General features: G+C 71.9%; 16 protein-coding genes. 6 read left to right on the top strand and 10 right to left on the bottom strand.

The annotated features are described in order from the left end of the window. Positions 1-82: 82 nt before the first annotated feature. On the bottom strand, positions 83-511 hold the full coding sequence (locus tag ACN263_RS13085) for a hypothetical protein (protein ID WP_422740070.1): 429 nt from the start codon (positions 509-511) through the stop codon (positions 83-85). Between the two features lie 62 nt (positions 512-573). Continuing rightward, positions 574-4,089: a methionine synthase gene (gene metH, locus ACN263_RS13080; RefSeq protein WP_422740069.1), complete on the bottom strand. Its 3,516-nt coding sequence runs from the start codon at positions 4,087-4,089 to the stop codon at positions 574-576. Between the two features lie 262 nt (positions 4,090-4,351). Between metH and ACN263_RS13075 the strand changes: the two genes are divergently transcribed. Then, complete coding sequence (locus ACN263_RS13075; RefSeq protein ID WP_269678735.1) at positions 4,352-5,221, top strand: PAC2 family protein; 870 nt, start codon at positions 4,352-4,354, stop codon at positions 5,219-5,221. A 161-nt stretch (positions 5,222-5,382) separates the two neighbouring features. Beyond that, positions 5,383-6,174, top strand: coding sequence for a GntR family transcriptional regulator (locus ACN263_RS13070; RefSeq protein WP_422740068.1), 792 nt, complete (start codon positions 5,383-5,385; stop codon positions 6,172-6,174). Between the two features lie 302 nt (positions 6,175-6,476). Here the strand turns inward: ACN263_RS13070 and mshC are convergent, their stop codons facing one another. The 4 genes from mshC to ACN263_RS13050 all read right to left on the bottom strand — a co-directional run bounded on the left by mshC (position 6,477) and on the right by ACN263_RS13050 (position 10,017). Beyond that, complete coding sequence (gene mshC, locus ACN263_RS13065; protein WP_422740067.1) at positions 6,477-7,715, bottom strand: cysteine--1-D-myo-inosityl 2-amino-2-deoxy-alpha-D-glucopyranoside ligase; 1,239 nt, start codon at positions 7,713-7,715, stop codon at positions 6,477-6,479. 67 nt (positions 7,716-7,782) lie between these two features. Further along, on the bottom strand, positions 7,783-8,601 hold the full coding sequence (locus ACN263_RS13060; RefSeq protein WP_422740066.1) for an SCO1664 family protein: 819 nt from the start codon (positions 8,599-8,601) through the stop codon (positions 7,783-7,785). Beyond that, positions 8,598-9,176, bottom strand: a complete 579-nt coding sequence (locus ACN263_RS13055; RefSeq protein WP_422740065.1) for a DUF3090 domain-containing protein — start codon at positions 9,174-9,176, stop codon at positions 8,598-8,600. Before ACN263_RS13055 ends, ACN263_RS13060 begins: the two co-directional genes overlap by 4 nt. 136 nt (positions 9,177-9,312) lie before the next feature. Further along, complete coding sequence (locus tag ACN263_RS13050) at positions 9,313-10,017, bottom strand: MSMEG_4193 family putative phosphomutase (RefSeq protein ID WP_422740064.1); 705 nt, start codon at positions 10,015-10,017, stop codon at positions 9,313-9,315. 731 nt (positions 10,018-10,748) lie between these two features. Here ACN263_RS13050 and ACN263_RS13045 point away from each other — a divergent pair. Beyond that, complete coding sequence (locus tag ACN263_RS13045) at positions 10,749-11,312, top strand: hypothetical protein (RefSeq protein ID WP_422740063.1); 564 nt, start codon at positions 10,749-10,751, stop codon at positions 11,310-11,312. Between the two features lie 58 nt (positions 11,313-11,370). Here the strand turns inward: ACN263_RS13045 and ACN263_RS13040 are convergent, their stop codons facing one another. Both ACN263_RS13040 and ACN263_RS13035 read right to left on the bottom strand, forming a co-directional pair. Continuing rightward, positions 11,371-12,207: an undecaprenyl-diphosphate phosphatase gene (locus ACN263_RS13040; RefSeq protein ID WP_422740062.1), complete on the bottom strand. Its 837-nt coding sequence runs from the start codon at positions 12,205-12,207 to the stop codon at positions 11,371-11,373. Further along, positions 12,204-13,256 carry an LLM class F420-dependent oxidoreductase gene (locus ACN263_RS13035; RefSeq protein ID WP_422740061.1) on the bottom strand — a complete coding sequence of 351 codons (1,053 nt, stop codon included), beginning with the start codon at positions 13,254-13,256 and terminating at the stop codon, positions 12,204-12,206. Before ACN263_RS13035 ends, ACN263_RS13040 begins: the two co-directional genes overlap by 4 nt. A gap of 187 nt (positions 13,257-13,443) precedes the next feature. Here ACN263_RS13035 and ACN263_RS13030 point away from each other — a divergent pair, with 187 nt between their 5' ends. Further along, on the top strand, positions 13,444-14,415 hold the full coding sequence (locus ACN263_RS13030) for an aldo/keto reductase (RefSeq protein WP_422740060.1): 972 nt from the start codon (positions 13,444-13,446) through the stop codon (positions 14,413-14,415). A gap of 116 nt (positions 14,416-14,531) precedes the next feature. After that, positions 14,532-14,723 carry a DUF5703 family protein gene (locus tag ACN263_RS13025; RefSeq protein ID WP_039906151.1) on the top strand — a complete coding sequence of 64 codons (192 nt, stop codon included), beginning with the start codon at positions 14,532-14,534 and terminating at the stop codon, positions 14,721-14,723. A gap of 89 nt (positions 14,724-14,812) precedes the next feature. Here the strand turns inward: ACN263_RS13025 and ACN263_RS13020 are convergent, their stop codons facing one another. Both ACN263_RS13020 and ACN263_RS13015 read right to left on the bottom strand, forming a co-directional pair. Beyond that, positions 14,813-15,478, bottom strand: a complete 666-nt coding sequence (locus tag ACN263_RS13020) for a hypothetical protein (RefSeq protein WP_422740059.1) — start codon at positions 15,476-15,478, stop codon at positions 14,813-14,815. Positions 15,479-15,520: 42 nt separating this feature from the next. After that, positions 15,521-16,849: a M20/M25/M40 family metallo-hydrolase gene (locus ACN263_RS13015; RefSeq protein WP_422740058.1), complete on the bottom strand. Its 1,329-nt coding sequence runs from the start codon at positions 16,847-16,849 to the stop codon at positions 15,521-15,523. Positions 16,850-17,022: 173 nt separating this feature from the next. Here ACN263_RS13015 and ACN263_RS13010 point away from each other — a divergent pair, with 173 nt between their 5' ends. Beyond that, positions 17,023-17,631 (top strand): hemerythrin domain-containing protein, encoded by a 609-nt coding sequence (locus ACN263_RS13010; RefSeq protein ID WP_422740057.1) that lies wholly within the window; start codon positions 17,023-17,025, stop codon positions 17,629-17,631. Positions 17,632-17,690 lie beyond the last annotated feature (59 nt).

Raw genomic sequence — 17,690 nt, 5'->3', positions numbered from 1 at the left:
CTCACCCTCCGAGCCAGCAACCAGCGACCTCGATCAGTACCACACCCATGCACACACCGTCAGGGCGCAGCCTCAGGGCTTACTAGGGCGACCAGTGCGGGTCGAGGCTCTTGCCGTGCCCGCGGGGACAGCGGCCGTAGCCGGCGCCCGACACGTTCCAGTGGTGGGAGCAGTACGGGGAGTCGCACCGCGCACAGAATCCGGCGTCGTCGTAGAAGCCGGCCGTCGTGACGGCGGCGTACCGGTACGGCGGGGTGAAGGCGTCGACGATGCGCTGCGCCTCTGCCGGGTCCGCCGGTCGTCCGAGCCCGTTACCCGCCGCGACCCCGGAATACAGCAGCCACCACCCCTGGCCGGTGTGGCGCTCTCGCGCGGCGGTGTAGGCGTCGCGCTGCGCCGGCGACCAGCGCTGCCATTCGATCGGCCGGCCATCCGGCGCGACGAGTTCCAGGTGGGTCGCCGGTCGCCCACACACTGCGCACGGCGGCTCGGCGACGAAGGCTTCAGGCATGCCCCCATCCTCCTACGACCGTCGGGCGGATACGACCGTCGATGCCGCCGACGCCGCGCCCGCTACTTGGCGTTGAAGTAGCTCGCTTCCGGGTGGTGGACCACGATGGCGTCGGTGGCCTGCTCCGGCATGAGCTGGAACTCCTCCGACAGCTCCACGCCGATCCGGTCCGCGCCCAGCAGGTCCACGATCTTCGCCCGGTCCTCCAGGTCGGGGCAGGCCGGGTAGCCGAACGCGTACCGGCAGCCCCGGTAGTCGTTGCGCAGGATGCCGGCCAGGTCGCTCGGGTCGTCGTGGCCGAGCGGGCGCCCGTCGGGCAGGGTCAGCTCGGCGCGCACGCGCCGGTGCCAGTACTCGGCGAGGGCCTCGGTGAGCTGCACCGACAGCCCGTGCACCTCCAGGTAGTCGCGGTACTCGTTGCGGGCGAACAGCTTCGCCGCGTACTCGCTGACGGGTTGCCCGACGGTGACCAGTTGCAGCGCGACCACATCGAGCTGGTCGCCCTTGGGCCGGAAGAAGTCCGCGAGGCAGAGCCGTCGCTCCTGCCGCTGGCGGGGGAAGGAGAACCGGGCGCGCTCCGCGTGCCCGTTCTCGTCGAGCACCACCAGGTCATTACCTTCGGAGTACGCCGGGAAGTAGCCGTACACCACGGCTGCCTCCAGGACCTGGTCGGCGGTCAGCCGGTCCAGCCAGTACCGCAGACGCGGCCGACCTTCGGTCTCCACCAGCTCGTCGTAGGAGGGTCCGTTGCCGCCGCGGGCACCGTTGAGGCCCCACTGTCCACGGAACGTCGCCCGCTCGTCGAGCAGCGCCGCGTAGTCGGCCATCGGCACGCCCTTGACCACCCGGGTGCCGAAGAACGGCGGGGTGGGCACCTCCACGTCGACGGCCACGTCGGAGCGGGTCGAGGAGTCGTACAGCTCCGGCAGCGACTCGGTGACCATCGTCCGCTGCCGCTCCCGGCGGGCCCGACGGGCCGCGAGTGCCGCTTCCCGCTCCGGATCGATCACCGGCGCGCCGCCACGCTTGGCGGTCATCACCCTGTCCATCAGGGACAGACCCTCGAACGCGTCCCGCGCGTAGTGCACCTGGCCCGGGAACATCGACCGCAGGTCGTCCTCGACGTACGCGCGGGTCAGCGCCGCCCCACCGAGCAGGACCGGCCAGCGCTCGGCGACCCCGCGGGTGGCCATCTCGGCCAGGTTCTCCTTCATGATGACGGTGCTCTTGACCAGCAGCCCGGACATGCCGATGGCATCGGCGCGGTGCTGCTCGGCGGCGTCGAGGATGGCGCTGATCGGCTGCTTGATGCCGATGTTGACGACCTCGTAGCCGTTGTTGGACAGGATGATGTCGACCAGGTTCTTGCCGATGTCGTGCACGTCGCCGCGCACGGTCGCGAGGACGATGCGGCCCTTGCCGCCGTCCTCGCTGGTCTCCATGTGCGGTTCGAGGTACGCCACGGCGGTCTTCATCACCTCGGCGGACTGGAGCACGAACGGCAGTTGCATCTGCCCGGAGCCGAACAGTTCGCCGACGACCTTCATGCCGTCCAGCAGGATGTCGTTGATGATCGACAGCGGGGACCGGCCGCCGGCCATCGCGTCGTCCAGGTCGGCTTCCAGGCCGTTGCGCTCGCCGTCGATGATCCGCCGCTTGAGCCGCTCGTCCAGCGGCAGCGCGGCCAACTCCTGGGCGCGGGTGGCCCGGGCGCTGGTCACGTCGACGCCCTCGAACAGCTCCAGGAACCGCTGCACCGGGTCGTACCCGTCGCGCCGCCGGTCGTAGACCAGGTCGAGCGCGACCTCGCGCTGCTCCTCGGGAATCTTCGACATCGGCAGGATCTTGCTGGCGTGCACGATGGCCGAGGTGAGACCGGCCTGCACGCACTCGTGCAGGAACACCGAGTTGAGCACCTGCCGGGCCGCCGGGTTGAGGCCGAAGGAGATGTTCGAGATGCCCAGGGTGAAGTTGACCCCCGGGTAGCGTGCGGCGATCTCCCGGATCGCCTCGATCGTCTCGAGGCCGTCGCGGCGGGTCTCCTCCTGCCCGGTGGCGATCGGGAAGGTCAGCGCGTCGATCAGGATGTCGGCCCGGTCCATCCCCCATCGGCCGGTCAGGTCGTCGATCAGTCGGGCCGCGACCCGGACCTTCCACTCCTTCGTCCGGGCCTGCCCCTCCTCGTCGATGAGCAGCGCCACCACCGCCGCGCCGTGCTCACGCACGACGGGCATCACCCGCGCGTACCGGGAGTCGGGGCCGTCGCCGTCCTCGAAGTTGACCGAGTTGACCACGCACCGGCCGCCGAGCATCTCCAGGCCGGCCTCGACGACCGCCGGCTCGGTGGAGTCCAGCATGATCGGCAGTGTCGAGGCGGTGGCGAACCGGCCGGCCAGCTCCCGCATGTCCTGCGTGCCGTCCCGCCCGACGTAGTCGACGCACAGGTCGAGCAGGTGCGACCCGTCGCGGGCCTGGCTGCGGGCGATCTCGACGCAGGCCCGCCAGTCGGCGGCGAGCATGGCCTCCCGGAACGCCTTGGAGCCGTTGGCGTTGGTCCGCTCCCCCACCATCAGCACCGACGCGTCCTGCGCGAACGGCACCGGGTGGTAGACCGATGACACGCCCGCCTCGTGCCGGGGCTCGCGGGCCGGCGCGGTGACCCCGTGCAACCGCTCGGACAGCACCCGGATGTGCTCCGGGGTGGTGCCGCAGCAGCCGCCGACGAGCCCCACGCCGTACTCGGTGACGAACCGTTCCAGGGCCTCGGCCAGCTCCACGGGAGTCAGCGGGAAGTACGCCCCGTCGGCGGTCAGCACCGGCAGGCCGGCGTTCGGCATCACCGACACCGGGATGCGGGAGTGCTGCGACAGGTAGCGCAGGTGCTCGCTCATCTCGGCCGGGCCCGTCGAGCAGTTCAGCCCGATCAGGTCCACCCCGAGTGGCTCGATGGCCGCCAGGGCCGCGCCGATCTCGCTGCCCACCAGCATCGTGCCGGTGGTCTCGACGGACACCTGGCAGATGATCGGCACCTGCTGGCCCAGCTCGACCATCGCCCGCTTCGACCCGATGACGGCCGCCTTGACCTGCAACAGGTCCTGGCAGGTCTCGATGATCAGCGCGTCCGCGCCACCGGCGATCAGGCCGGCGGCGTTCTCCTGGTACGCGTCGCGCAGGGTCGCGTAGTCGGCGTGCCCGAGGGTGGGCAGCTTGGTGCCCGGCCCCATCGAGCCGAGCACGAACCGGGGCCGCTGCGGGGTGCTCGCCGCGTCGGCGGCCTCCCGCGCGATCCGCGCGCCCGCCTCGGCCAACTCGCGGATCCGGTGCGGGATGTCGTACTCGCCGAGGTTCGCCAGGTTGGCCCCGAACGTGTTGGTCTCCACGCAGTCCGCGCCGGCGGCCAGGTACGCGTCGTGCACGCCGCGCACCACGTCGGGGCGGGTGACGTTGAGGATCTCGTTGCACCCTTCGAGACCGTCGAAGTCGTCGAGCGTGAGGTCGGCGGCCTGCAACATGGTGCCCATCGCCCCGTCGGCGATGAGGATCCGGTCGGCCAGCACATCCAGCAACGAAGTCCGCACCCGTTCAGGTTAGTGCGACCCTCGGCGAACCCGAGCGCCCTCCGCGCCCGATCCCATATTGTGTCAGCCGGATCACGCTGTCCGGTTCGCCGCCGTATGCCCGGTCGGACAGCGGGCGGACCGGCGCGGCCGACGGGCCGCATCCCTGCCCGACACGTAGGCTGACGGACGTGAAGGAGAACAGGGACGCCATCGTGCACCACGGTCCGACAACCGGGCGCGGTCCCGGACTCGGCCGCGACGAGCAGGGTGAGGTGACGGCGTGACCGAGTTCGACGGACTGCCGGTCCTGCGGTCCCCCGTGGCCATCGCCGCGTTCGAGGGCTGGAACGACGCCGCGGACGCGTCCACCGCCGCCGTCGAGCACCTGGAACAGGTCTGGAACGCCCGACAGATCACCGAGCTGGACCCGGAGGACTTCTACGACTTCCAGGTCAGCCGGCCCACCATCACCATGGCCGACGGGGAGACCCGGCGGGTGGAGTGGCCGACGACCCGGTTCATGGTGGCCAGCCCCGAGGGCACCGACCGGGACGTCGTGCTGATCCGGGGCATCGAGCCGAGCATGCGCTGGCGGACGTTCTGCGAGCAGGTGCTGGAGATCTGCCACAGCCTGGAGGTGGAGCGGGTCGTGCTGCTCGGCGCGTTGCTGGCCGACGTGCCGTACACCCGGCCGTTGCCGATCAGCGGCAGCGCCTCCGACGCGCAGGCCGCGGAGCGCTACCAGCTCACCCCCACCCGTTACGACGGGCCGACCGGCATCGTCGGCGTGCTGCACGACGCGTGCGCCCGCGCCGAGGTCGACGCCGTCTCGTTCTGGGTGCACGTACCGCACTACGCCAACAACCCGCCCTGCCCCAAGGCCACCCTCGCCCTGCTGCACCGGGTCGAGGAGGTCGTCGACCTGCCGGTTCCGATGGCCGACCTGGCCGAGGAGTCCGCCGAGTGGGAGCAGCGGGTCCGCAGTGCCGCCGAGCAGGACGCCGAGCTGGGCGAGTACGTCCGTGAGCTGGAGGAGCGTGTCGGCGACGAGGGCATCACCCCGTTGACCGGTGACGAGATCGCCCAGGAGTTCGAGAAGTACCTGCGCCGGCGGGGCGGTTCGGCCGGCCCCACCGCCGGCTCCTGGTAGCTGCGCTGTCGCACGGGCCCTCGAACCTTCGCTGGTTCGGGGGCCCGTCTTCGCGTTCAGGGTCGTCTTCGCGGTCGAGGCCCCGCTTTCGCGTGTCCGGGGTGGCGCCGTCACACCCGCTAGGGCATCCTAGGAACCTAGATGTGATCAAGGAGGCGGGTGTGCAGATCAATCCCGGCGCCGCCGAGTTCCCCCACCGGCAGATCGCCGCGCAGCTCAAGGCCCAGGTCCGCCGCGGCGACTGGGGACCCGGCGAACGGCTGCCGTCCATCCCGGCCATCGCCGAGATGTTCGGCGTCGCGAAGCAGACCGTGCAGCGCGCCGTCGACCAGCTACGGGTCGAGGGCGTCCTGATCACCAAACCCGGCTCCGGTACGTACGTCCGGGGCACGCGGCGTCGACTCAACCGCCTCTCCCGGGGCCGGTACGGCGGCTTCCGCGGCTACCACACCGACCTCGCCGCCCGGTACCGCCAACAACTCGTCTCGGTCGGCCTCTCCCCCGCGCCCGCCGAGGTCGCCGACGCGTTCGGCGTCTCCGACGGCACCAACCTGCTCTGCCGTCGCCACCTCGTCCGTACCGACGACTCCCCCGTCGAGGTGGGCGCCTCCTGGTTCCTGCCCCGGGACACGGACGGCACCTCGCTGGAGCGCGCCGAGGCGTTCGGCCGGCCGCTCTACCAGGAGGCCGAGGAGGCCACCGGCCGGCGGTACGTGTCGGCCACCGACACGATCAGCGCCCGCCAGCCCAGCCGGGAGGAGGCCGAGACCCTCCAGATCCGGCCCGACACACCGGTGCTGCACCTGCTGCACATCGCGTACGACGCGAGCCGCAAGCCGATCGAGGTCGCCCAGGCCACCTGGCCCGGCCCGATGACCACTCTGACCGAGGAGTACAAGATCCCCGGCCCCACCCCAGAGCCCAACCCGGACCCCGGCCTAGTCCTCGGCTAACCCCCCCACTCACGGCGCCCCCGCTCACGTCGATCATGAAGCCGTGGTGGCCAATTTCAGCCGTTACGCCCCTTCTGCGAGGCACCACAACTCCATGATCGACGCGAGCGTCGACCCCCCGGGCGCGTCGATCTTGCACTTTCTGTCGTGGCGAAAGGTGCCAACCGGGGCAAAAGGGCAACACAAAGTGCAAGATCGGCGGGCGGGGCGGGGCGGGTGCGGGGCGGGGCGGGTGCGGGGCGGGCGGGTGGGGGTGGGCCGGGACGGCGGGCGCGAGAGGGCTGGCCGGCGAGGGAGGGGTGTTAGAGGTGGATGCCTAGGAGGGCGTCTACGGTTTTTGCGAAGAGGGGCGGGGCCTCGGGGTCGTCGGTGGTGCCGGAGAGTGCCGAGTCGGCCCAGCGGTCGGCCACCGCCAGGGCGCCCGGGGTGTCGAGGTCGTCGGCCAGTCTGGCGCGTACTCCGGCCAGCAGCTCTGCCCCGGACGGCCCGGCGGGCGCGGCGGCGGCCCGCCGCCAGCGGTCCAGCCGCTCCTGCGCGGCGGTGAGCAGGTCGTCGGTCCAGGTGCGGTCGCTGCGGTAGTGGCCGGAGATCAACGCGAGCCGGATCGCCATCGGGTCGACCTTGTCGGCGCGCAGCCGGGAGACGAAGACCAGGTTGCCGCGGGACTTGGACATCTTCTCGCCGTCCAGGCCGATCATCCCGGCGTGGACGTAGTGCCCGGCGAACGGCGCCTGCCCGGTGAGTCGCTCGGCGTGCGCGGCGGACGCCTCGTGGTGCGGGAACAGCAGGTCGTTGCCACCGCCCTGCACGTCGATACGGTCGCCGAGCAGGTTCAGGGCGATGACCGCGCACTCGATGTGCCAGCCGGGACGACCCGTGCCCAGCTCCCCGCCCGGCCAGGACGGCTCGCCCTCGCGCGCCCCGCGCCACAGCAGCGGGTCGAGGGGGTCCCGCTTGCCGGCCCGGTCGGGGTCACCGCCGCGCTCGGGAAAGATCTCCAGCATCTGCTCACGGGTCAGGTTCGACTCGTAACCGAACCGACCGGTCGCGGAGATGTCGAAGTAGACATCGCCGGTGCCGTCGTCGAGCCGGTAGGCGGCACCGTCCTTGAGCAGCACCTCGACCTTGTCGGCGATGTCCGGGATCGACTCGACCGCGCCCACGTACCGCTCCGGCGGGATGATCCGCAGCGCCTCCATGTCCTCGCGGAACAGGGCCGTCTCCCGCATCGCGAGGACCACCCAGTCCTCACCGTCGCGGGCGGCCCGCTCCAGCAGGGGGTCGTCGATGTCGGTGACGTTCTGCACGTAGCGCACCGGACGGCCGGCGTCGCGCCACATCCGCTGCACGAGGTCGAACGTGATCATGGTGGCGGCGTGACCGAGGTGGGTGGCGTCGTAGGGCGTGATGCCGCAGACGTACATGCTCGCCGCGTCGGCCGGGTCGCTCGGGTGGACACCCTGCCGCGCCGAGTCGTACAACGCCAACGGCTCGCCTCGACCCGGCAGCCGTGGCACCTCGTGTCCCGCCCAAGACTCCATGACCTCAGCCTAACCAGCCCTCAGGGGACACCGGGACGCCCCACGGGTGATCAAGATGACAGCGGGGTCAGATGGGCGGCCAGGGAATCGCCGGCCAGTCCTCCGGCGGCTGCGGGAAGCGGCCGGTCTCGCGCAACCTCTCGACGCGGGCGGCCACTTCGGCGATCTCACGGATCGTCAGGTGGTCGGCCAACTCCTCGCCGAGCGCCCCGGCGAGCTGCCCGGCGAGACCGGTGAGCATCTCCATGGCGTCCGGCGGCACCTGCTTGCCGGCCCAACCCCAGAGCACCGTACGGAGCTTGTCCTCGACGTGGAAACTCACCCCGTGGTCCACGCCGTAGATCCGGTCGTCCGCGCCGACGAGCACGTGCCCGCCCTTGCGGTCCGCATTGTTGATCACCGCGTCGAGGACGGCGAGGCGGGCCAGGCGGGGATCGTCGGCGTGCGCGAGGGCGTACGCGGCGCCGTCGTCGTCCCGGGCCGCCGCGATCGGGAACCAGCGCGGCGGCACCTCCTCGGCCGGCACGAACCCGACCAGCGGCTCCGCGTCCTCCGGCTCGTCGATCCAGAGTTGGCAGGAACCGGGGCCGAACGGGCCGTCGCGCAGCACGGTGGGCGGCACCAGGTCCCATCCGGTGGCAGCGGACACCAGGTACGCCGACACCTCCCGGCCGGCGAGGGTGCCGTCCGGGAAGTCCCACAGCGGACGCTCGCCGCGCACCGGCTTGTAGACACAGCGGGCGGTGACGCCGTCGAGGGTCAGGATGCCCCGCAACGTGGTGTTCGAGGCGTCGACCAGCCGACCCTCCAGGTCGAGCGTGCCGTCGCGCAGCAGCCGCAGCGCGGCGTCGCCGTCACGCAGGGGCTGGAGGCCGGACAAGGTCACCGGTGGTAACCGTTGTGCCGCGGGCACAGGTGCCCGGCGGGGTCCAACGGCTGGCCGCACAGCGGGCACGGCGGCCGGCCCGCGTTGACCACGCGCCGGGCGCGCTCGATGAACTGGCGGGTGGCCTGCGGGGTGAGCCGGACGCGCAGCCGGTCCAGATCCTCGTCGGGCTCCTCGTCCTCGTCGTCGTCCTCGTCGTCCTCGTCGCCCAGCTCGACCTCGGGCTCCGCCTCGCCGGCGGCGATCGCCTCGATCACCACGGTCGCGGTGTCGACGTCGAAGGCCAGCCCCAGCGTCCCGACCCGGAACTCCTCATCGACCGGAGTGTCCAGCGGCTCGTTGTCGCCGATCACCGGCGCCAGCTCGGGCAGCTCCACCCCGAAGCGGCGCTGCGCCTCGGTGAGCAGCTCCTCCAGCTTCTCGGCGAGCAGGGACACCTGGACCTTCTCCAGCGCGACGCTGACCAGCCTGCCGCCGCCGCGGGCCTGCAGGAAGAACGTGCGCTCCCCCGGCGGCCCGACGGTCCCGGCGACGAACCGCTCCGGCGGTTCGAAGGCGTGCACCTGGTGGGTCATACCCACGACCCTATCCGGCCCACCATGGCATCGCGCACCCCACCGACCCGAATCGCCGCAGGGGCAACGCGCCCGGGGTAACGGCGGCCACACCCGGGCGTGGCGGCGGTGGGCCGGGCGGCACTCACGGCGCGCCTCACCCGGCCGCGCCCGCCCCGCCGCCCACGGCGGCGTCCGAGTCGGCCGCCCGCGCGGTCCGCCGACGCCGCTTGCGCGGCGGCGGGACCAGCGCGGCGAGGTCACCGCCGGTGTCGTTGAGCCGCACCAGGAAGGGTCGCAGCGGCGTGAAGCGGATCGCGGTCACCGACGCCGGGTCGGCGACGATCCGCTGAAAGGCATCCAGGTGTACGCCGAGAGCGTCCGCCACGATGGCCTTGATCACATCGCCGTGGCTGCACGCCAGCCAGACCGCCTCGGGCCCGTGGTCGGCGTTCACCCGGGCATCCCAGTCGCGTACGGCGGCCACCGCGCGGGCCGCCATCGCCGCCATCGCCTCGCCCTGCGGAAAGACCGCCGCGCTGGGGTGCTGCTGAACCACCGGCCAGAGCGGCTCCTTGGCGAGCTTCTTCAGCGGCTGACCCTCCCAGCTGCCGTAGTCGCACTCGATCAGCCCTTCCTCGACCACCGGCGTGGCCTGCGGCAACGCCAGTTCCAGGGTCTGCCGGCAGCGGATCAGCGGACTGGTGACGACCGTCGCGAGCGGCACCGCGCGCAATCGTTCGCCGACCGCGATGGCCTGGGCGCGCCCGGTGTCGTCCAACTCGACCGGCTGCCGACCGGCCAGACCGCCGTCGGCGTTCGCGGTGGTACGGCCGTGTCGCAGAAGCAGGAGGGTCGCCACACGATCACCCTAGGGCTTCCCCCGCGCTCACGATCGCCACGGGCTCGGAGGCCACGCCACTCGGCCGGGAATGGGCATGATCGACACGAGTTCGCCGATCTGGGGGCATTGACCGGTCCTGGATGCCCCGACTTCGGCGAAGTCGTGTGGATCACCGTCCGGACGCACGCCGCAGACCGCCGCCGACGGTGCCGGTTGGGCGCTGTGTCCGGTGATGGGCCGTGTGGGGTGAGCGGGTGGGCGCGTGATCATCGCGGGTCGGGGGTCGATGCCCACCCGCGGGGGCGTGGCTGTTGGCGTCGTGTCCCTTTGCTCTGCTTCAACGGACGCACCAGCTAGCGTCCGATATCCGGACACTGGGTGTTGCGCGGGTTGAAGCAGAGCAAAGGACCCCGGGGAATGACCCCGGGCCGCCGGTCGTTGCACCCGGTCCCGGCGCGACGAGCCCCAGCGGGCCGCCTGCCTGCGGGAATGGTCCCGGCCGTCGGGTCGTTACACAGGGACCGGCCGCCGCGAGCAACCCCGGCCGCAGGCCGCCCGGCCCCCCGGGAATGACCCCGGCCGTCGGGTCGTTGAACCCGGTCCGCGGCGCCCGAGCCCTCCGGCTCGCCGGCCGCCGCCCCCCTCAAAGACTTTGTGCAAGCGCCCGGACGAGGTGCTGACACCCAAGTCACCGATCCCCCCGAACGGGTGACGTGGGTGTTTCCTACCCCCGAAGGAGCAACCCCCTCATGAACACGATCTTCCGTAAGAGCATGCTGTCTGTTGCTGGTCTCGCGTTCGCCGGTGGCGTCTTCGCCGGCCCCATCGCCGCCCACGCCACCCCGGCCGTCGACGCCAAGCCCACCGCTGTTGCCGTGCAGAGCACCGCTGCGAAGCCGCAGGGCGACCAGTCGCACATCACCCTCAACGACGAGCAGACCGCCAACGTCAAGGCCATCATCGCGGCCACGAAGAAGGCGGGTCTGCCCGAGCGGGCGGCGGTCATCTCGATCGCGACGAGCCTGCAGGAGTCGAAGCTGGAGAACCTGGGCCACCTCGGCGATATGAACGACCACGACTCGCTGGGCCTGTTCCAGCAGCGCCCGTCCAGCGGTTGGGGCACGCCGGAGCAGATCACCAACCCCGAATACTCCACCACCGCATTCCTCAAGGGCCTCAAGCAGGTCGACGGCTGGCAGGACATGCCCCTGACCGACGCCGCCCAGACCGTCCAGGTCTCCGCCTACCCCGACGCGTACGCCCAGTGGGAACAGCAGGCCACCGACCTGGTCGGCCAGCACTGGAACAGCTGACACCAACACCGATGGCCGGCACCCCACCACGGGTGCCGGCCATCGGCGTATCTCCGGATCAGGTGGCGCTGATCGTGCCGGTCAGCAGCAGGGCCAGGACCAGGGTGCCCAGCGCGACCCGGTACAGCACGAAGACGTACAGGGTGTGGTGCGCGACGTAGCGCAGCAGCCAGGCGATGGCCGCGTACCCGATGCCGAACGCGATGGCCGTGGCCACGATCATCTGGGCGACCGAGGGCGCGGACGTGCCCGGTGCGGACGGTTCGAAGACGTCCCCGAGGCTGAACACGCCCGACATCACCACCGCCGGGATGGCCAGCAGGAACGAGTACCGCGCCGCCGCCTCCCGGGTGAGGTTGAGCAGCAGGCCGGCGGTGAGCGTCCCCCCGGAGCGGGACACGCCGGGGACCAACGCCATCGCCTGGGCGAAGCCCATCACGATGCCGTCCTTTATCCGGAAGTTCTCCAGCGTGCGGGTCTGCCGACCCCAGTACTCGGCGAAGGCCAGCACAAACGCGAACACGATCAGCGTGGTGGACACCACCCACAGGTTGCGCCCGGCCGTCTTGATCTGGTCCTTGAAGAGGAACCCGAACAGCCCGATGGGGATCGAGCCGACGATCACGTACCAGCCCATCCGGTAGTCGAGGCTGGAGCGCACGGACTTGTCCTTGAGCCCGACCAGCCAGGTACGGGTGATCCGCCAGATGTCCTTCGCGAAGTAGATCAGCACGGCCGCCTCGGTGCCGAGCTGGGTGACCGCGGTGAACGACGCGCCCGCGTCGCGGTCGAAGAAGATCGCCGAGGTGATCCGTAGATGCCCCGACGAGCTGACCGGCAGGAACTCGGTCAGCCCCTGGACGATGCCCAGGACGATGGCCTCAACCCAGGTCACTCGCCGACTCCCGAGAGTTCGAGAGCCTCGGCGACGGTCCGCAGGGTCTGCACGCCGCTGTCCCGGTCGGCCACGAACAGGCTCACCGACAGGGTGGTGACGCCGGAGGCGGCGTACTCGCGCATTCGCTCCGCGATGCGCTCCTTCGGGCCGAGCAGCGACGTACGGTCGATGAACTCCATCGGTACGGCGGCCGCGGCGTCGCGCTGGCGCTTGGCCAGGTAGAGGTCCTGAACCTCGCGGGCGGCGTCGCCGTAGCCCATCCGGGTGGCGAGCTGGTTGTAGAAGTTCTGCTGCCGGCTGCCCATCCCGCCGACGTAGAGCGCGGCGTACCAGCGGACCAGCTCGGCGCAGGAGGCGACGTCGTCGCCGATGACGACCGGCACGGACGGCACCACGTCGAAGCCGGCCAGTTCCTTGCCGGCCTTGGCCCGACCGGCGGAGACGGCGGCGAGGTGCTCGTCGGCGAACTCCGGGGCGTAGAACACCGCGAGCCAGCCGTCGGCGATCTCGCCGGCCAGCTCCAGGTTCTTCGGGCCGACGGCGGCCAGGTAAATCGGGATGTGCTCGCGGGGCGGGTGGAAGCTCAGCCGCAGCGCCTTGCCGGGGCCGTCGGGCAACGGCAGCGTGTAGTGCTCACCGTCGTACGCCACCTCCTTGCGGGCGATGGCCAGCTTGACGATGTCGACGAACTCGCGGGTGCGGCCGAGCGGCTTGGCGAACCGCACACCGTGCCAGCCCTCGGAGACCTGCGGGCCGGAGACGCCGAGGCCGAGCCGGAACCGGCCGCCGGAGAGGGCGTCGATGGTGGCGGCCGTCATCGCGGTGGCCGCCGGCGTACGGGCGGGGATCTGCATCACCGCCGCGCCCACGTCGATCCGTTGCGTCTGACCGGCCATCCAGGCGAGCATGCTGGGCGAGTCGGAGCCGTACGCCTCCGCCGCCCACACCACCGAGTAGCCGAGGCGGTCCGCCTCCTGGGCCAGCGCCAGGTGGTCGGCGGGCGTACTCCACGCTGTCTGGTATCCGAGGCTGAGCCCGAGTCGCACTGGTCCTCCCCCATCCGTGGCACAGGTCGCACCAGGTTACGCAATGCCGAAAACGGACCCGATCACCGGCTCACCGCCAATGATCCCCCCTCCGTCGCGGTGTCTCGCGGCGGCGGAACCGGCAGAACCGGCAGAGATGACGGGAGCGAGGATATCCGTGGCGGCGGGTTCGAAATAAGGTTCACCCATGCAACAGCGACCGCTCGGCCGAAGCGGGCTGGCGGTTTCGCGGCTCGCGCTCGGCACCATGACCTGGGGCCGGGACACCGACGCCGACGATGCGGCCGCCCAGCTGAAGAGTTTCCTGGACGCCGGCGGCAACCTGATCGACACCGCCGACGTGTACGGCGACGGCGACGCCGAGTCGGTGATCGGGTCGCTGCTGGGCACGCTCGTCCCGCGTGACGAGCTGCTGATCGCCACGAAGGCGGGCCTGCGTCCGGGCAGCGCCCGGCGGCGCGACGGCTCGCGGGGTCACCTGCTGCGCACCCTGGAGGCGTCGCTGCGGCGGCTCGGCACCGACCACGTCGACCTGTTCCAGGTGCACGGGTACGACCCGGACACCCCCCTGGAGGAGACCCTCGCGGCGCTGGACCACGCGGTGGCCAGCGGGAAGGTCCGCTACGTGGGGGTGTCGAACTTCTCCGGCTGGCAGACCGCGCGGGCCGCCGCCTGGCAGACCGCCTGGCCGGGCCGGGCGCCGGTGGTCGCCGCCCAGGTGGAGTACTCGCTGCTGGAGCGGGGCGTGGAGCGCGAGGTGCTGCCGGCCGCCGACGCGCTGGGCCTCGGCGTGCTGCCCTGGTCGCCGCTGGGTCGGGGGGTGCTCACCGGCAAGTACCGGCACGGGCGGCCGGCGGACTCCCGGGCCGCCTCCCCGCACTTCGAGCGGTTCGTCTCCACCTACCTGGAGCCGCGCTGCTCCAGCATCGTCGAGGCGGTGGCGACCGCGGCCGGCGGCCTGGGCGTGTCGCCGCTGGAGGTAGCGCTGGCCTGGATCCGGGACCGGCCCGGGGTGACCGCCCCGATCCTGGGCGCCCGGACCGTCGGCCAACTGCTCGGCGCGTTGCAGGTGGAACGGATCACGCTGCCCGAGGAGATCACCACCGCGCTGGAGGACGTCTCGTCGGTGCCGGTCGGCTACCCCGAACGCGACGGGTGACCGGAGCAGGTTCCGGCCGCGAGGTCGGTCAGGGCGGCACGAACCACGCGCGGCAGCGGCGTTGGTCACCCGCCAGGGGGTGGCGGACGACCGCCGGGCTGGGCAGCATGGACGTCATGGACTACGAGTACGCGCCGCTGCGGCTGCCGCCGAACGTCGACCGGTTGACCGCCGCGGCGCAGTTGGCGATCCAGGCGGAGTTCTCCGGATGGGAGTTGGCCCGGGTACGGCTGTTCCGCGACGGCACGCGGCAGGTCATGCTGCGCCGTCGTCGGGTCAACCAGCCGCAGCCGGGCCTGTCGTACTGACCGGCACCCCGCCGGGACACCGCGACGAAACGCCCGGGGCCCGAACCGCGCTCGGTCGGGCCCCGGGCGTCGTGCGGCCCGGGGGCGAACTAGTGCTGGTGCCCGGCGTGGTCGTGGTCGTGGTCGTCGTCGAGCTCCAGGAACGGGTGCTCGTCGAGCCGGCCGACGAGCCGGTCGTCACCGGCCGGCTGGAACGGGCCGACCGCGTCGTCGTCGTCGAAGGACTCCAGGTCGACCGGGGTGCCCACCTCGCTGACCATCACCACCCCGTCGAGCGGTTCCAGCTCCGGGACGTCCAGCGCGCCGAGCGAACCGTCGCCGCTCTGCAGCAGCTCCAGCACCGCCTCGCCGACGCCCTCCACCGGGGCCGGCTCGTCGTCCTCCGGGGTCCCCTCGCGGCGGGCCGCCTCGGCCGCCCGCAGCAGCGCGGAGATGCTCGGCACCCGGTAGTCGCGGCGCTGGCGCACCGAGATCACGCGCGGGTGCGGGTCGCTGGCCTCGACACTCTCCGCGCCGAAGCGCTCGTCGGCCTCGTCCGGGTCGATCGAGTCGACGTCCCACGGCGTGACCTCACCGAAGGCGTCGAGGAGCTGCTCGTCGTAGGCGAAGGAGGCGTTGTTCAACGCCACGTACGCCTGCCAGACATCGTCGTCGTCGACGCGGCCCTGCGCGGCGCGTACGGCGGCCAGGTGGTGGCGGGCCGCTTCGATCACCCGCTCGAGTGCGGCGTCCAGCTCACCGTGCTGGTCGGTCATGTGGGGCAGTCCCTTCACGATGGGGAGGTAACGCGGACACTGCTAGCAGGTGCGGAGGAACCGGTCGAGAACCCGCACGCCGAACTGTAGTCCGTCGACCGGAACGCGCTCGTCGATGCCATGGAACAACGCGGAGAAGTTCAGGTCGGCGGGCAGCCGCAGCGGCGCGAAGCCGAAGCAGCGGATGCCGAGCGTCGAGAACGCCTTCGCGTCGGTGCCGCCGGAGAGCATGTAGGGCACCGGCCGGGCGCCCGGGTCCTCGGCGCGCAGCGCCGCCGACATGGCCGCGACGAGGTCGCCGTCGAAGGTGGTCTCCAGCGCGGGCTGCCGCTGGACGTACTCGATGGCGATGTCCGGACCGACCAGCTCGCGCAGCTGCTGCTCCAGCAGCTCGGACTGGCCGGGGAGGCTGCGGCAGTCGATGGTGGCGGTGGCGCGGCCCGGGATGACGTTGTCCTTGTAGCCGGCGGCGAGGCGGGTCGGGTTGGCCGTGTTGCGGATGGTCGCCCCGATGATGTTGGCGATCGGGCCGAGCTTGGCGATGGCGGTCTCCGGGTCGTCCGGGTCCAGCTCGATGCCGAGCAGGTCGGAGACCTCGGTCAGGAACGCCCGTACGGTGTCGGTGACCACCACCGGGAAGCGGTGCCGGCCGATGCGCGCCACGGCCTCGGCGAGGGCGGTGACCGCGTTGTCGTCGTGCACCATCGACCCGTGCCCGGGGCGCCCCTTGGCGTGCAGCCGCAGCCAGTCGATGCCCTTCTCGGCGGTCTCGATGAGGTAGAGGCGCTGGCTGTCGTTGACCGAGTAGGAGAACCCGCCGACCTCGCCGATCGCCTCGGTGCAGCCGTCGAAGAGGTCGCGGTGGTTCTCGACCAGGAAGCGCGCGCCGTGGTCGCTGCCCGCCTCCTCGTCGGCGGTGTACGCCAACACGATGTCCCGTGGGGGCCGGACGCCGGTGCGCTGCCAGTGCCGTACCACGGCGAGCACCATCGCGTCGAAGTCCTTCATGTCGATGGCACCGCGACCCCACAGGTAGCCGTCGCGCTGCTCGCCGGAGAACGGGTGCACCGACCACTCGTCGGCGTCGGCGGGCACCACGTCGAGGTGGCCGTGCACCAGCAGGGCCTCCCGGCTCGGGTCGGCGCCGGGGATGCGGGCCACCACGTTCGCCCGCCCGGGCGCGGACTCGTGCAGCACCGACTCGACGCCGACCTCGGCGAGCTTCTCCGCCACGTACTCGGCCGCGCGGCGTTCGCCCACGCTGGTGTCGTTGTCGCCGGTGTTGGTGGTGTCGATGCGCAGCAGGTCGCGGCAGAGGTCCACGACCTCCGCGGTGGGGTCCGGTCGGGCGGAGGCGGGGTCGCTCGTCATCGCCCCTTCATACCAGCCCGGCGGCACCGGCGGGCCGGCGCACCGACGAGACACGGCGGGGCATCCAGCTCGGCGAATCGCCGGACGGTTTCGTCGCGGCCGGGTTCGGGTACCGCCGCCCACGACCGCACATCCCCTGCCGGAGCTTCCGCCCGCCAGTCGAGGAGGGCACCATGTCCGCCGTTCCCCTACCCCCGTTGCCGCCCGCGCCCGCACCCGAGGAGGGTTACCGGCCCGGCGGCCGCAGCGTCGCCGACATCGTGGACCGCGAGCACCGGCAGTTGCTGACCCTCGTGGACCAGTTGGCCGGTCCGGACGCGACGCCGCAGGAGGCGCTGGCGGTGCTCACCGCCGCGCTGTCGCGGCACATCTCCGCCGAGGAGCAGTACCTGCTGCCGGCGGTACGGGCGGCGCTGCCGGCCGAGACCGCCCGGGTGGACGCGGAGATCGACGCTGACGCGGCGCTGCTGGCCGCCCTGAAGGGGTTGAACGACGAGAGCGTGGCCGAGGTCGCCGAGCGGGTGCGCCGGCACGTCGACGGGGTGGGAGCTCTGGTCACCGAGTTGCGCGCGGTGGCGACCCCGGAGGAGCTGATCCGGCTCGGCAACCGGTTGGAGATCGCCGAGGAGGCCGCGCCGACCCGGCCGCACCCGGGCACTCCGGCCACCCCGCCGTGGAACCGGATCGTCGAGCCGGCGGTGGGCGTGGTGGACAAGGTGATGGACGCGGTGACCCGGCGGCCGACGTACCTCAAGGACCTGCCGGAACCACCGCGCGACTGAACGCGCGGGCCGCACCACAAGATGCATTCAATGTCACCGATACACTTGGCCCCTTCCGC

Origin of the sequence: Micromonospora sp. WMMD729 (genome assembly GCF_049315225.1) — a bacterium.
In the GTDB taxonomy this organism is placed as follows: Bacteria; Actinomycetota; Actinomycetes; order Mycobacteriales; family Micromonosporaceae; genus Micromonospora.
This window is presented reverse-complemented; position numbering and strand designations above follow the sequence as displayed.

Coding starts and splice junctions, on each gene's coding strand:
- ACN263_RS13085 (WP_422740070.1), bottom strand. CDS start 511: ATGCCTGAAGCCTTCGTCGCCGAGCCGCCGTGCGCAGTGTGTGGGCGA.
- mshC (WP_422740067.1), bottom strand. CDS start 7,715: ATGGAGTCTTGGGCGGGACACGAGGTGCCACGGCTGCCGGGTCGAGGC.
- ACN263_RS13055 (WP_422740065.1), bottom strand. CDS start 9,176: ATGACCCACCAGGTGCACGCCTTCGAACCGCCGGAGCGGTTCGTCGCC.
- ACN263_RS13045 (WP_422740063.1), top strand. CDS start 10,749: ATGAACACGATCTTCCGTAAGAGCATGCTGTCTGTTGCTGGTCTCGCG.
- ACN263_RS13030 (WP_422740060.1), top strand. CDS start 13,444: ATGCAACAGCGACCGCTCGGCCGAAGCGGGCTGGCGGTTTCGCGGCTC.
- ACN263_RS13025 (WP_039906151.1), top strand. CDS start 14,532: ATGGACTACGAGTACGCGCCGCTGCGGCTGCCGCCGAACGTCGACCGG.
- ACN263_RS13020 (WP_422740059.1), bottom strand. CDS start 15,478: ATGACCGACCAGCACGGTGAGCTGGACGCCGCACTCGAGCGGGTGATC.
- ACN263_RS13015 (WP_422740058.1), bottom strand. CDS start 16,849: ATGACGAGCGACCCCGCCTCCGCCCGACCGGACCCCACCGCGGAGGTC.
- ACN263_RS13010 (WP_422740057.1), top strand. CDS start 17,023: ATGTCCGCCGTTCCCCTACCCCCGTTGCCGCCCGCGCCCGCACCCGAG.